The following is a 12,798-nucleotide window of genomic DNA, read 5'->3' as shown; positions in this document are numbered from 1 at the left end:
TGTGGATGCAGCTGTCAGGGGATGTTTCAAATGAGCCGAATCGCTGCGTTTGAGATGGCCATCACGTTGGGAAGCGCAACAGGCTGTCGGTCGGTCAGCTGAGGGCCGCGTACGGGGTCCAGCGAGCGTTCTCGTCAGGGTTTCTGTACGTGTCCAGGCGGTACTGCCACTGCGCTCTCAAGCTCGGGCTGGCATTGAGGACGGGTAGGACGCTCGTGACGATCTGGAGCTCGCGCACGCGTCGGAGCGTGGAGAAGCCGGGCCACACGGTCACGTCGACGCCATACGCCTGGGCGAGACCCGCATGAACATCCGGCTTGTAGCGGAACCGGATCGTACCCACGGCGGCCGGCATGAGGTCCCACTCCCGGGACCGACCGACGTTGAGTCGAAGTCACAAATGCGCGGCCGGACGGCAACGGGATGAGGTTGCCCAGATGCGCGTCTCCATGGATGATCCCGGGCGGAATGAGCGGCGGGATGAGCGGAAGGTGATCAAGGGCTCGGTCCAGATCGTCCATCTCACTGAGGAGGATCTCGCACGCCTGCGTCGATGGGGGCGCCGTGCGGATGCGGTGACGAAGACCGCAACAACCCACTCCGGCTCACCCCTCACCCCCTCACCCCCTCACCCCCTCACCCCTTACCGGCCTCGAACCCGCTCCTGGTGTGTCCCTGGAGTGATGGGCGCAGCAAACCCGCGCTCACTCAGCCTGACCCACCATTTGCCGGTCTCTCCGAATTGGCGAGTTCGGGGCACGATGCCCCGGATGGACGAGTCGCCGGCGTTGTTCGACTCCTCGGTCGTGACCCGGGAGAGCCCGCTACGGTCCGGGCGTCAGGTCCACGGGCGGGTCGCCTGCGCCGATGACATCGACCACGTCAGGCACAAGGTCCAGCTGGCGGCTCGCGCCGCGGAGTCCGTCGAGACGGGCCTGCAGTTGCTGCTCGGCGTTGACCCGGTCGAGCTGGGCGCGGGCCGTCTCGGCCTTTGCCTGGTGCCAGGCGGTGTAGACGTTCGGTAGCCAGGCACCAACGTCCTTCGGCTGCTGTATCACCTTCGCGAACAGGTGCAGGGCCCAGGCACCCGCACCGAGTCCGACGCCGGTGGCACTGACAGGTGAGAGGACGAGGTCCATAGGGGACTGGATCCGTAGGCGCTGGACGATGAGGTCTGCGCGTGGCGCGTGGTCCGGCCCGGGATCTCCGCCGATCACCGCGGACGGTAGGTCACCAGCGACGGCCCGCAGCACCAGCCGCATCTCCCACAGCCATGTCTCCGCGTCGCGCAACGCAGCCTCGCCGCGTTCGAGGACGGTCCGCGCGCGCCGAGCCTCCCCCGCGAGGCGTTCCTCCTCGAGTTGGTGGTGGGCCTTCGCCCGTGCCACGGCTGCCTCCGCATCGTGCAGCACCTCTGCCGCCGCCCGCTCGGCGTCTTCCCCCGCCACCGCTCCGCTCGCGGCGAACCGGGTCGCCGCAGCCCGGAGCCGCTCCTCCGCTTCCCGCAGCGCGTCTCCGGCCCGCGGAACCGGCCCATCCTGCCCTGTACTACCGGTACCGCCCGCTGGGCGCGGGAGCTCGGCTGCCTCGTCCACCAGCCCACGCGAGACCGTCCGCAGTTCGTCGGCTCGTCGCAACGCGGACTCCGCGACGCGCTGGAGTTCCATGGCGAGGCCGTCGGCCGTCCGCCGCAGGGGGGTGTTGTCGAGCCGCCGCGGGCGGGTATGCGCACCCACCGGCACAATGCGTAGAGGCTCCGCTGTCTGTCTCAGTTGTCCCGTCAGACGCCTTAGCGTTGTCTCGGCAGTGCTCAGGACCTCGGCCACCTCGCGCATTTCGGTACCCGCGACGGACACCAGAGTCGTAGGGACGTCGGTGCCGAGCTGCCACACGGCGACGCTTGATCGCCGCGCGGCGACGCGCTCCAGTTCCGCGAGGAGGGCCGAGCCTTGGTCGCGGAGGAGGTCACCGGCTCGCATCAGCGCGGCCTCCAAGCTCGTCGGAGGGGCGACGTACTCGGCGACGGCAAGGCATCCTCGCCATACCTCGGTGAGTGCCACCAGGTACGTGCCTAGCGCGGCGGACGTGTACGCCTGATCCGGGTAGGTCACGTGAAGCCCGGGCAGCGTCTCCGGCTCGATGCTGACGTGCGTCACACCGGGACCCCCCTCACAGCCAGCATATTTCGGCACACACCTTATTGCGACGGACAGATTCGCGGCGCTGGATTCGTCGGGCGAGATCTCCCTGCTTGTTGGAACGGACGGGAACCTTGGCGACTGGCGGCAGAAGCTCCGCGCGGGGGGCGACGGTCGACCGGAAGCTTCTGACGCTCCGGCTGCTGGGGTGACCGTTGGCGACGCGTGGGGCGACTGCTCAGCGTCTGTCGCCGTCTCGTGTTAGGTCATTCCCATGTCCACGACATCGTCGTTCCGCTTCGGCGAGCTCGGCCAGGTCCATCTGGCGTTTGGCCAGGCCGCGCTTACCCCGGGGGTCGGGGCTCATCTACTGACTCTGCCGGCCAACGTGACCGCCACCTGGCTGGACCCCGATGACCCGAGGTCCAACACCACTGCCCTGCTGACCGGGACCGTGTTCTCCGACCATCGGGGGCCTCGATGGATCACGGGGCTGCAGCCGGGCATCCTGACGCTCCGGGGCTTTCAAGTTGGGGAGAAAGTCGAGGTCAGCTTGTCCGACGAGCAGCTCATTGCGCTGGAGCGGTCTCGCGGCGAGGATCACCTGAGCCTGGTCCTCAACCTGCAGGTGACGCTGCTGGGCGGTCCGCCCGACGTCCACCCGGTCATGCGGGAGCAGGTCCGGATGTGGATCGAGCGCGCCAAGTGGCAGGAGCTGCTGGACCAGGCCGGGGCGGAGGTCGGCATCGTCCTGCGGGTGCCCAGCCCGCTGACCGACTCGGCGGGGGTCCTCCCAGTGGCGGCAGACGACGAGACCGCCGCCTCGCTCGCGCAGGCAACGGCGCGGCTTCGTCAGGCCCGCAGCGAGCTACGCGACCACCGCTGGGAGCATTGCGTGGCCACCTGCCGAAAGGTGCTGGAGAACGTCGACCGACTGGTCACGATCTTGCCCCCTCAAGAGACGTTCACCACGCCACCCGACGGTCGCACTCAGAGCAGCGCTGGGCGGCCATCTACCACGACATAAGGCGCATGACCCACGGCGCCCACCACGACAACGAAACCGCCCAGGGTTTCACCTGGAGCCGGGCCGACGCCGAGGCGATCCTGGCCGCCACTGCCGGGCTGTTGCTGCGTTTTGCGGCGACGACGTAGGTGCCCCCGAGCACTCAGCGACGGACGGTGCGAGTCTCAAGCATCGCTCCGGGGAGGGTTCTGCCTCCACGGGAACTCGCGTCCATGTGCAGCGAGCGACACGCGCGTGGCCCGGCTGGGCACAGCGATCATGAGCATGTGCCTCGCGGATGTCGAACTGCTGATGGCCCCCCGCGGATATCGACCTACGCTGGAATCGATGCGATTCGGGCTCGACTGGTTCAGATGCCGGGGCCGGCTGGTAGGGCTCGGGCGAGGGCGGCAGCGGCGGTGTAGGTTTCCAGGCGGTCTCGTAGTTGGCGGGCGCGGGTGTCGTGGCGCCAGCCAGGTCCGGTGAGTTCGGCGCTGAGGGTGGTCACGCGACCGGTGAGGGCCGAGCGGCGCTCGGCGTCCGGGATCGCCCACAGCGGGTCGAACGCTTCCGCGGCCGCGTCGAGGTCGCCGTCGTGCACGGTGGCGGTGGCGAGGTCCACTCGAACGTATGCCTCGAGCCCTGGTTCGAGGCGGCTCTGGTCGTCGTCCGGGGCCTCGGACAGGAGCGTGAGGGCCTGGCGGTTGTGCTCGGCGGAGCCGCTCGCGTCGTGGATGGTCAACAGTGCGGTGCCGTACCAGTTGCGCTCGCGCGCGGGGCTGAATCCGAACTCTCCGCCGATCGCGTCGTACATGTCGTCCGCCTGGTCGCCGTCGGTGGCGATGGGGCCGGCGTCGCGGAATCTGGTGGCGGCGGTGATCGAGTCTCGGGTTTCTTGTTCGGCGCCGAGCAGGGCCCAGGCTCGGGCTTGGACGCAGGCCACCCGTACGCCAGAGGTGCCGCCTGCGGCGAAGGGTGCCGCGGATGTGGCCAGGTCGACGGCGTCTCGGGGCCGCTTGTCCCAGTAGGCGATCACTGCTTGCAGGCCGCGGGCATAGGCGCGGACGCCGTTGTGGCCGGCCACCTCCCCATAGGTGAACGCGGCGCGGGCCTGCTCTGTGGCGGCCGGGTAGTAGCCGAGGTCGAAGGTCGAAGCTGCCAACAGGCCGCACACCTGGCCCGCCATCACGTACAGGTCCGCCAGTTGCGCCGGCCGCAGGGTGCGTTCGATCATCCGGTACAGCAGCGCGCGTACTTGCAGTGCCTGCTGGTAGAACACCAGCGGTGGGGTGCTCGCGTACGAGCGAGCCAGCCAGGCGACCTGGTCGTGCAGGGTCTGCACGGTCTGGGCGTCCAGCGCCGCCGCGCCCACCTGTCCCGCGTGATCCGTCGATTCATGCGCCGACATCGAAATCACGCTCCTTTCCCAGTCCACCGGCCACGCCGGAACCTCGAACCGGTCTCCATCGAGACTAGCCGCCCGCGCCGTGGACACCGCTCGCGAGCCGAGCCGGTACCGGCCGGGCCGTCCGCCACCGGCCCCGTCTGCAATCCCTGCGGTTCCAGCCGCGTCCGAGTCATCGTGCGCCCGGTCCTGATCGGGCTCGGCTGCACCGAGAATCTGCGCGATCGGCCGGGCGAACATCACCTCCAGCACCCGGCACGCGGCCGGACCCGGTCGGGACTCCCCACTCAGCCACCGGCCGAGTTGCCGGACGCTCACCACGGCGTCGCTGTCCAGCGCCCGCGCCGTTCGCTCGAACTCCCGACAGAAATCCTCCTGCCGCCACAGGCGTTCCCGGATCAGCGACGCGAGCAACCTCGGGCGATGATCTTGTCGACGGCGACCCTCGCCGCGACGGGGCCGATCATGCGGCCGGTCAGGTGTCACGACGCACCTCCTGGAGCTTGCTGCGTTCGCGGCCGATTCCAGACCACCGAGTCGATTCCCACCCGGCCCCGACGGCTGTCACGGTATCGGCGATCACCCGAGGACTCGATGCCTGAATGCGCTGGTCACCGGATCGACCGAAGGATGTCCGGGCAATGGCATTCAGTCCGCCATGCACCCAGCGCGATCGTCAACGGTCATGACGCCCCCGATCGAATGGAATGACCGACTCCCGCCGGATCGTGGCGATGCACTCCGAGGAGGTGCGGTGTCCCACGTGACCGACTGGGCCCTGACTCCGCCGCTGCGATCTCTATCCCGCAACTCGCTGAGGAGGCGCTGGACATGATCCTTTCCTTGGTCCGCGGCGCCCGTCGGCAGGCCGGTCGGCACGTCCAGCCGTGGACCAGCCGTCAACGGTTCCCGGTCTATGCAGGGTCGGGCAGGCCGGTGAGCGAGATCGAGATCATCGTGACCGGCATCGACGTGATCACTCGCTACGCCGATCAGACCGTCTCGATCATTCCACGGGGGCGGTTCGCGTACTGGATCCGTCATCAGGTCGAACCGCTCTTCATCCAGGGGCAGTACGTGACGTGGTACAAGCACGGGCACGACCTCGCCGTGTCGGTCAACGGGGGTGCGTCGATCCCGCTGCCGATCAAGCTCACGGCCGACCTGTACACGCACGTGTAGACCACCTCCGCCCCCGATGAGCGGACGAGTCGGCTGGGTGTGACGGCTTCACCCCGACAGTGCGTGATGGAACCAGGACCCGAAACCGGAGGGAGCCCCTGATGGCTCGGCCAGCCGTCGCCTACCTGTCGACTCCACGGCATGTGGAGGAGCGCTGGGTCCCACTGTGGATCACACGAATTCGGAGCTTCTGCCTGAGTCAAGGGCTACACCTGACGGACGTGTACGTGGACAACTGGCCTGACCTCACGTGTGCCTTGGACCGTTGTGTGACGCAGTACGTGATCACCCCGAGTGCGGAGCACCTGGAACGGGCCGGCGCCAGCCCGCTGGCCCTGTGGCAGCGCGGAGTCCGACTGGTTGAGGTGGAGGACTCGGGACCACTACCAAACCCATAGCAGCCGCCACGAAATCTCAGCGAGCGGGACCTACAGGAGCAGAAGATTCCCCGGCGTACACCCAGTCCGAAGGCCATCACCCGCGACCGGCTGATCACCTGGGCAAAGTCCTGACGAAAGCGCAGTGCGACTACCTCGGCCTCCCTTCGATCCGCACGTACGAACCGACCTTCCGAACAGCGTGCACGGCGAAGCCGCCGGGCAGGAGGTCGGTGGGGGACGGGAGGATCGGCGTACTGGACGGTTCCGGCAGGAGCAGGGAAACGATCGCCTCTCGAATGAGGCCGGCGGCCAGGAAGGGCGCGGCCTGATCGCCGTCGGGGTCGGCATCGAGGAGCACCCGGCGGGCGCCGGCTTGGTAGAGCAGTTGCAGCGTGGCCTGGGGGTCGAGAAGCGGCACGAGCTGTTCAAGGTCGAGTACGCCGGTGCCGTGGTGGCCGGGGACTGCCTCTTCGATCGAGTCATTGGGTCGGAGGATGACGTCGGCCGTGCGGCGTAGCTGGTCGCGGTCCGGGACGGTGGCGAGGCCGGTGCGCGCGCCGTCGGTCTGCAGGACGTACGGCCAGATCAGGTACGGCAGTTGTGTCGCGAGGCCCGTGAGCCACGGGCCGAGGATGAGGCGGGCTTCGGCCTCCAAGACGCCGACGTCGACGTCGACACCAGCCTGGCGCAGGCGGGCGGCGCCGCCCTTGCCGCGGGAGGTCGGGTCCATCACGGCGATGAGCACGCGCCGGATCCCGGCGTCGATGAGGGCCTGGTGGCACGGCGGTGTGCGGCCCTGGTGGTTGCATGGTTCCAGGGTGACGATTGCGGTGCCGCCCTCGGCCATCTTGCCGGCGGCGGCCAGGGCATGGGCTTCGGCGTGGGGCTCACCCTTGCGGCGGTGGTAGCCCTGCCCCACGATGTGCCCGTCGGCGTCGAGGATGACGCAGCCGACGGGCGGGTTCGGGCTCGTGGTACCCAGGCCCGCCGCCGACAGGGCGATGGCCCGGCGCATGGCGGCGCGTTCGAGCGGGCTGGTCACCGGGACGAGACGGCTCACCGGGACGAGACGGCCAGGTCGTCGAACAACTCGGCGACGGCCGGAAGCCGGCGGTCGGGCGCCAGGTCCCGCGCCACGGCTGTGAGGTCACAGACGGTGCGCCGGGAGCCGGTGTCCCTGGCAATGGCCAGCGCCTCTCGGGCCGTGGTAGCGGCGGGTTCGACCTGCCCGGCGGCGAGTTGGGCTTGGGCCAGGCGGCTGAGCGCCCGGCCACGGTCACGGCGGTAGACGGCTGGCAGCTCGGGCAGCACGGTGTCGTAGAGCTGGATGGCCCGGGCCGGTTGGCCGAGGGTCAACCAGGCACTTGCGCGTTGGAGCTCGATGTAGCTATCCGTGCAGAACGAGCCGTGGCCGTCGCGGGCTTCACCGGTGGTGTCGGTGGCGGCCCACTTCCGGGCCTCGTCAAGCTGCTGGTGGGTGCCGGATTCGTCGCCGTCGAGGGCGTGGCCGTGAGCAATCTGCTGGGTGATCGCAGCGCGCATCGCGGTCGGCAGCTGGTCTGACTCGCGCGCGGCGGCCCGGGCGAGGCCGATGACTGCGCCACTGTTGCCGGTGGGCACGGCCTGCTGGCTGCGGCGGAACAGGGTCCAGGTCAGCATGAGGTGATCACCGGCTTCGTGTGCCCAGGCTGCCGCGCGACTGTTCCAGGCATGGGCAGCGGCGAGATCACCGGCATCCTCGCAGAGCCAGGAGGCGGATTCGGCGTACTGGGCGCCGACCGTGATGACGGCAACGCGGGCGCTGTCGCGAGCGGTCAACAGCAGGTTGTCGATGACCTGGAGCTGACCGAGTACCCCACGCAGGGCGTGGCGCGGCCCGAAGCGGTTGTCGATCTGGACGAGTTGGTGCCACTCGTTCCGCAGACGGACGAGCAGATCGTCCACCTCCCCAACGGTGGCGTAGCGGCCGAGCCCGGCGCCCGGGACCATCCGGATGAGCGAGTCGGCGGGCGGGTCGGCGGGCCCTGTGGCCGAAGGGGCGTCGTCCGACGCCCCGCTGTCGGGCTGAACCGCACCAGAGGCGGCGGTCCAGACGCGACGCTCGAACCGCCGCCGGTCTTCGTCACTGGCCCGCCGGAGGGCGGTATCCAGGACCCGCTGCCACTCCGGGCGCGGGGTGCGGTCCGTGCCGGCGGCTTCCCACTTCGAGATGGTGCGCGGACTGGTGCCCAGGTAGGCGGCGAAGTCGCGGACGCTCAAGCGGAGCGCTTCGCGGAGGAACCGGGCCTCCCGACCGGTCCACCGGTCGATGCTCGTCACGCCCATCCCCTGACGTTGGCCTTGAAATGGTTCTGGGTCTCAGCCTACCGATTTCCGGAGTCGGTGAGGGCGACGGAGGTTCCACGGCGTCCACTTTCCCCACGTCAGGACAGCGGGGAGGGTTGACGTCAGCGCCGGGGACGGATTGAGCACTGCGCCTCGTCCGCCCCCGGCGTCGGCCCCGCGAGTTGGGGAGCCAGGGATCGATACCTGACGCCCCCATCGCTTGGAGTGCGCGTTCTCGTAGGCATCACCTGTCTGTCCTTCCCTCGGACGTGAACCCATTACGGACTCCGTTGCGGCTATCCCGCTCGGATCTTCACCAGAGGAACATCGATGATGACCACCCGAACCAATGAGCTCGCCGCCGCCGTCGTCACACTGGCAGGCGGCCGGTGACGGCGATGACCGCGGGGACGCCGTTCGAGGAACTCGTCAAGCCCACCCCGGCGCATGCGGTGGCGATCATTTCCGGTGGCATGGACAGCACGGTGCTGGCCTATCTGCTGCACCACCACGGGACAGCGCTGACTCTGCTGTCGTTCGACTACGGCCAAAGGCACCGTGCCGAGCTGGACTACGCGCGCCGCACCGCCCGGGCACTGGACGCCGAGCATCACGTCCTCGACCTGACGTTTCTGCTGCCGCTGCTGTCCGGGTCAGCGCTGACCGACGCCCGGGTGGACGTCCCGGATGGGCACTACACCGACACCTCGATGCGGGCCACCGTCGTACCCAACCGCAACGCGATCATGCTCGACGTCGCGGTGGCGAGCGCTGTCTCGACCGGCGCCGACGCGGTCGCGTTCGGAGCGCATGCCGGCGACCATCCGATCTACCCCGACTGCCGTCCGGCGTTCCGGACGGCGTACGAGCACACGGCCCGCATCGCCAACGCGGGCTTCATCCATCCCGGGTTCCGTGTCCTGGCCCCGTTCATCCGCTCGGCGAAGTCCGACATCACCGCGCTCGGCGCGCAGCTCGGGGTGCCGTTCGCGGACACCTGGTCCTGCTACAAGGGCGGCTCCACGCATTGCGGCACCTGCGGGACCTGCGTGGAACGCAGGGAGGCGTTCCAGGTGGCCGGGGTCGCAGACCCGACGGTGTACGGCTCCGGGTCACGGGGTCTCGGCGTTCAGGGGTGAGGTAGATGTACCGGATCGGTAAGCGGTTTCGGTTCGAGGCCGCGCATTCGCTGCCCGGCCTGCCGGACGGTCACAAGTGCGCCCGCCCTCATGGGCACAGCTACCTGGTCGAGGTCACGCTGACCACGACGGACGCGCTGAACGGGCCGGGGTTCGTCGTTGACTTCGGCGAGCTGGCCCCGCTCGGCGCGTACCTCGACGCCACTTTCGATCACCGCGATCTCAACTGTGTGCTCGACTCTGTGCTTGACGGTGCGGCGACGAGCGAGAATCTGGCCCGTCACCTGTATCGCTGGTGCTGCGAGCACCTGGTCCTGCCCGGCGGGGTGCGGGTGGAGAAGGTCCGGGTGTCGGAAACGGCGTCCACGTTCGCCGAGTACGCCCCGGCACTGTCAGGACTGCGGTGACCGGCAGAGGCCTGCCGCTGCTGGTGGCCGAGACCTTCGGCCCGACGTTCCAGGGCGAGGGGCCGAGCTGCGGGCAACAGGCGCTGTTCCTGCGGCTGTCGCGCTGCAACCTGGCCTGTCCTCGGTGCGACACCCCGTACACGTGGGACAGGTCGCGGTTCGACCTGCGTGCGCACACTCAGTACCTGACCGCTGCGTCGGTGATCTCGTGGGCGCTGGCGCACTCGACGCCGATGCTCGTGATCAGCGGCGGTGAGCCGCTGCTGCAGCAGCATCGGCTGCTGCCGGTCGTCACGGCGTTGGCGGCGGCCGGTCGCCGGGTGGAGGTCGAGACGAACGGCACCGTCGGCCCGTCGCCGGAGCTGGTGGAACACGTGGCGGCGTTCAACGTGTCACCGAAGCTTGCCTCGTTTGCCAGCGACCGTGATGCCGCACGCCGGATCAACCCGGTCGCGCTCGCCGCGTTCGTCGCGTCCGGGAAATCGGTGTTCAAGTTCGTGGTCGACGGCGTCGCCGACCTCGCCGAGATCGACGACCTGCACACGCGGTTCGGGCTGACCCCGGTATGGGTGATGCCGCAGGGCGTCGCCAGCGACGTCGTGGTGGCCCGGATGCGGGAGCTGGCCGAGGCGGTGTTGGCCCGGGGTTGGAACCTGACCACCCGCCTGCACGTGCTGCTGTGGGAGGACACCAGTGGCCGATGACATCGTGTCACCGACAGGGCTTGGGCGGGGCCGTCGTTCCCGCCAGACCGGGCCGCGCGTGTGGGAAAGCGGCCCTTCGGCGCTGCGTGGCGGGATCGTTCCTGCCGCCCAAGCACCCGCCACGGTAGTGCACCCACAGCCGGCCGCGCACTCCCTGATGCCGTACCTGCTGGACGTACGGCACCTGTCGAGGGCCGCGCGGCTGTGCATGCGTCGCGGGTCCGCTCCGGGCGTGGACGGGTTGACCTGGGCCGGCTACCGGCAGGGACTGCGCAACCGCCTGGCCGCCCTGGCGGACCGGTTGCGGGAGGGTGCATGGACTCCCGATCCGGTGCGGGAGGTGGACATCACCTCGTTCACGGGCAAGGTGTTCACGGCGGTGATCCCCACGGTGGAGGACCGCATCGTGCACCGGGCGATGCGGCTGGCCCTCGACCCGATCCTCGAGCAGCGGGTGCTGCACGACTGGGTCTCGGCCTACCGCCCCGGCCGGAACCGGATCACCGCCTTGCGCCAAGCCGACGCCCAGGTGAGTGCCGGACGGCGCTGGCTGGCCGACCTCGATGTTGCGGACGCGTCGGCCGGTGGCACGGCGGAGCAGTTCGTGGACTGGCTCGCCGAGTACGTCACCGACGGAACCTTCCTCGCAGTGTTCCGCCGTGCGCTGCTTGGCCTGCCGAGCCCGCTGATCCCGGGCAGCGGGCTGTGGCCGGTGCTGTTCCACCTGCGCCTGTCCCAGGTCGACACCGTCCTCGACGGTCGACCGATGGTGCGCTTCGCCGACAACTATATCGCCTTCACCCCGACCCGGGACGACGCCGTCGAGGCGTTCGACGCGATCACCACCGCACTGGCCGTCGTCGACCTGCGACCACACCCACGCAAGAGCTGCCTGCGGCCCCCGCATCTGGCCAACCCCGAAGACCTGTTCCTGATCGACGGATGAGACGACGGATGAGAACGGATGAGAAGGGACACGCCTCATGCACGAACCCGCCGCCCCCGCGGTGCGCTGGGTGCTGGTTCCCGGCGGGACCTGCCGGTACGGGGACGCAGCCAGGCCCCGGTTGATCCCTGACCTGCTCGTCGCGCAAACCCCGATCACCTGGCGGCACTCCGGGAACCTCACCATGGCCGGCGGCGGTGACGACCTGCCGGTCACTGGCATCGACCACGCCGAGGCCGCGCGTCTGGCTGCCGAGGCCGGCGGCCGGCTCCCTACCTCGGGCGAGTGGGAATGGGTGGCCGCCGGGCCGGAGCGCCGCCTCTACCCGTGGGGCGAGGACCCGTGGACACCGGACCGCGCCGTACTGACTGCCGCCGGTCGCGCTCCGCATGGCCCGCAACCCGTGGGCCAACGTGCTGCCGGAGCAGCACCGCACGGGTTACTCGACCTGGCCGGCAACGTCTGGGAATGGACCGCCACCCCGGTCATGGGCGGTGGCTACATCATCCGCGGCGGCTCCTACGCCTCCAAGCCGCTGTACGCCCGGACCACGTTCATCAACGCCGCCCCGGCCGAACGACGCAGCTGCGGCATCTCCGTACGGCCGGTGAAACCCGCATGAGTCATCGACACCTGGGACCGGTCGCCCAACCGATCGCCGCCCAACAGCACACCATCCACCGGCAGGACACCGTCAAGCAGAACGCCGCCCCGGCCGACCCGGCCCAGCACTTGGTCATCGTCGGCTGTTCGGCGGAGAAGACCCCGACCGGACAAGCACTGCCGGCGCTCGACCTCTACGACGGCGGCTGTGTACCGCCGCTGCGCGCGCGGCTGGGCCACCGGTCCCGTCTTCGCGGCCGGGTGCGGTTCCTGTCCGCGCTGCACGGCCTGATCACCGCCGACACCCGGCTACGCACCTACGACCGGCCGCTCGACCCGGCACGCGCCACTGAGCTGCGCCCCCACGTGTGGGCGCAGCTGCGGGCGGAACTGCTCGACACCGGCACACCCACCGACGTCCTGATCATCGCCGAACCGCTGTACCTGGTCCTGATCGCCGACCTGTTCGCCGTGCCCGAGCGGCCTCGCCTGCATTGGATTCCCGACCACGCGCACGGCTGGCCACACGCCGCTGCCGTCCTCGATCGCTGGAACTGGTGAAC

14 protein-coding genes are annotated in these 12,798 nt (G+C 69.5%); 9 read left to right on the top strand and 5 right to left on the bottom strand.

Features of this window, described 5'->3' with window-relative positions; translation table 11 throughout:
• Positions 1-94: 94 nt before the first annotated feature.
• Together AC08OU_RS00205 and AC08OU_RS00200 are read right to left on the bottom strand one after the other, a co-directional pair.
• Entirely contained in the window at positions 95-355 is a 261-nt protein-coding gene (locus tag AC08OU_RS00205) for a hypothetical protein (protein ID WP_476604017.1), read from the bottom strand.
• Between the two features lie 469 nt (positions 356-824).
• Entirely contained in the window at positions 825-2,156 is a 1,332-nt protein-coding gene (locus tag AC08OU_RS00200; protein ID WP_476604016.1) for a hypothetical protein, read from the bottom strand.
• A gap of 256 nt (positions 2,157-2,412) precedes the next feature.
• Between AC08OU_RS00200 and AC08OU_RS00195 the strand changes: the two genes are divergently transcribed.
• Positions 2,413-3,165 carry a hypothetical protein gene (locus AC08OU_RS00195; protein ID WP_476604015.1) on the top strand — a complete coding sequence of 251 codons (753 nt, stop codon included), beginning with the start codon at positions 2,413-2,415 and terminating at the stop codon, positions 3,163-3,165.
• Between the two features lie 5 nt (positions 3,166-3,170).
• Positions 3,171-3,293 (top strand): hypothetical protein, encoded by a 123-nt coding sequence (locus AC08OU_RS00190; RefSeq protein WP_476604014.1) that lies wholly within the window; start codon positions 3,171-3,173, stop codon positions 3,291-3,293.
• Positions 3,294-3,514: 221 nt separating this feature from the next.
• Here the strand turns inward: AC08OU_RS00190 and AC08OU_RS00185 are convergent, their stop codons facing one another.
• A complete protein-coding gene (locus tag AC08OU_RS00185; protein ID WP_476604013.1) occupies positions 3,515-4,963 on the bottom strand; it encodes a hypothetical protein in 1,449 nt (482 codons plus the stop codon).
• A 417-nt stretch (positions 4,964-5,380) separates the two neighbouring features.
• Here AC08OU_RS00185 and AC08OU_RS00180 point away from each other — a divergent pair, with 417 nt between their 5' ends.
• A complete protein-coding gene (locus tag AC08OU_RS00180) occupies positions 5,381-5,731 on the top strand; it encodes a hypothetical protein (protein WP_476604012.1) in 351 nt (116 codons plus the stop codon).
• Between the two features lie 528 nt (positions 5,732-6,259).
• Here the strand turns inward: AC08OU_RS00180 and ribD are convergent.
• Together ribD and AC08OU_RS00170 are read right to left on the bottom strand one after the other, a co-directional pair.
• Positions 6,260-7,171: a bifunctional diaminohydroxyphosphoribosylaminopyrimidine deaminase/5-amino-6-(5-phosphoribosylamino)uracil reductase RibD gene (ribD, locus tag AC08OU_RS00175; RefSeq protein WP_476604011.1), complete on the bottom strand. Its 912-nt coding sequence runs from the start codon at positions 7,169-7,171 to the stop codon at positions 6,260-6,262.
• Positions 7,168-8,430, bottom strand: a complete 1,263-nt coding sequence (locus tag AC08OU_RS00170) for a helix-turn-helix domain-containing protein (protein WP_476604010.1) — start codon at positions 8,428-8,430, stop codon at positions 7,168-7,170. Before AC08OU_RS00170 ends, ribD begins: the two co-directional genes overlap by 4 nt.
• Before the next feature lie 404 nt (positions 8,431-8,834).
• On the opposite strand from AC08OU_RS00170, the gene queC reads away from it, so the two are divergent.
• The 6 genes from queC to AC08OU_RS00140 all read left to right on the top strand — a co-directional run bounded on the left by queC (position 8,835) and on the right by AC08OU_RS00140 (position 12,796).
• On the top strand, positions 8,835-9,575 hold the full coding sequence (queC, locus tag AC08OU_RS00165; protein WP_476604072.1) for a 7-cyano-7-deazaguanine synthase QueC: 741 nt from the start codon (positions 8,835-8,837) through the stop codon (positions 9,573-9,575).
• A 5-nt stretch (positions 9,576-9,580) separates the two neighbouring features.
• Complete coding sequence (locus AC08OU_RS00160) at positions 9,581-9,982, top strand: 6-pyruvoyl trahydropterin synthase family protein (protein WP_476604009.1); 402 nt, start codon at positions 9,581-9,583, stop codon at positions 9,980-9,982.
• A complete protein-coding gene (locus tag AC08OU_RS00155; protein WP_476604008.1) occupies positions 9,979-10,686 on the top strand; it encodes a 7-carboxy-7-deazaguanine synthase QueE in 708 nt (235 codons plus the stop codon). The genes AC08OU_RS00160 and AC08OU_RS00155 overlap by 4 nt, the downstream gene beginning before the upstream one ends.
• A 157-nt stretch (positions 10,687-10,843) precedes the next feature.
• Positions 10,844-11,632, top strand: coding sequence for a hypothetical protein (locus AC08OU_RS00150; protein WP_476604007.1), 789 nt, complete (start codon positions 10,844-10,846; stop codon positions 11,630-11,632).
• Positions 11,633-11,669: 37 nt separating this feature from the next.
• On the top strand, positions 11,670-12,254 hold the full coding sequence (locus AC08OU_RS00145; RefSeq protein ID WP_476604006.1) for a formylglycine-generating enzyme family protein: 585 nt from the start codon (positions 11,670-11,672) through the stop codon (positions 12,252-12,254).
• The gene (locus AC08OU_RS00140; protein WP_476604005.1) at positions 12,251-12,796 is read left to right on the top strand and encodes a hypothetical protein; all 546 of its coding nucleotides are present in this window, start codon (positions 12,251-12,253) and stop codon (positions 12,794-12,796) included. The genes AC08OU_RS00145 and AC08OU_RS00140 overlap by 4 nt, the downstream gene beginning before the upstream one ends.
• The last annotated feature ends 2 nt before the right edge of the window (positions 12,797-12,798 follow it).

This window comes from Frankia sp. CcMO1 (assembly GCF_977945845.1).
Note: the sequence above shows the minus strand (reverse complement) of the source record. Positions and strands in the feature narration are given on the sequence as shown.

Coding starts and splice junctions, on each gene's coding strand:
- AC08OU_RS00205 (WP_476604017.1), bottom strand. CDS start 355: ATGCCGGCCGCCGTGGGTACGATCCGGTTCCGCTACAAGCCGGATGTT.
- AC08OU_RS00180 (WP_476604012.1), top strand. CDS start 5,381: ATGATCCTTTCCTTGGTCCGCGGCGCCCGTCGGCAGGCCGGTCGGCAC.
- AC08OU_RS00140 (WP_476604005.1), top strand. CDS start 12,251: ATGAGTCATCGACACCTGGGACCGGTCGCCCAACCGATCGCCGCCCAA.
- AC08OU_RS00195 (WP_476604015.1), top strand. CDS start 2,413: ATGTCCACGACATCGTCGTTCCGCTTCGGCGAGCTCGGCCAGGTCCAT.
- AC08OU_RS00145 (WP_476604006.1), top strand. CDS start 11,670: ATGCACGAACCCGCCGCCCCCGCGGTGCGCTGGGTGCTGGTTCCCGGC.
- AC08OU_RS00150 (WP_476604007.1), top strand. CDS start 10,844: ATGCCGTACCTGCTGGACGTACGGCACCTGTCGAGGGCCGCGCGGCTG.
- queC (WP_476604072.1), top strand. CDS start 8,835: ATGACCGCGGGGACGCCGTTCGAGGAACTCGTCAAGCCCACCCCGGCG.
- AC08OU_RS00190 (WP_476604014.1), top strand. CDS start 3,171: ATGACCCACGGCGCCCACCACGACAACGAAACCGCCCAGGGTTTCACC.
- AC08OU_RS00160 (WP_476604009.1), top strand. CDS start 9,581: ATGTACCGGATCGGTAAGCGGTTTCGGTTCGAGGCCGCGCATTCGCTG.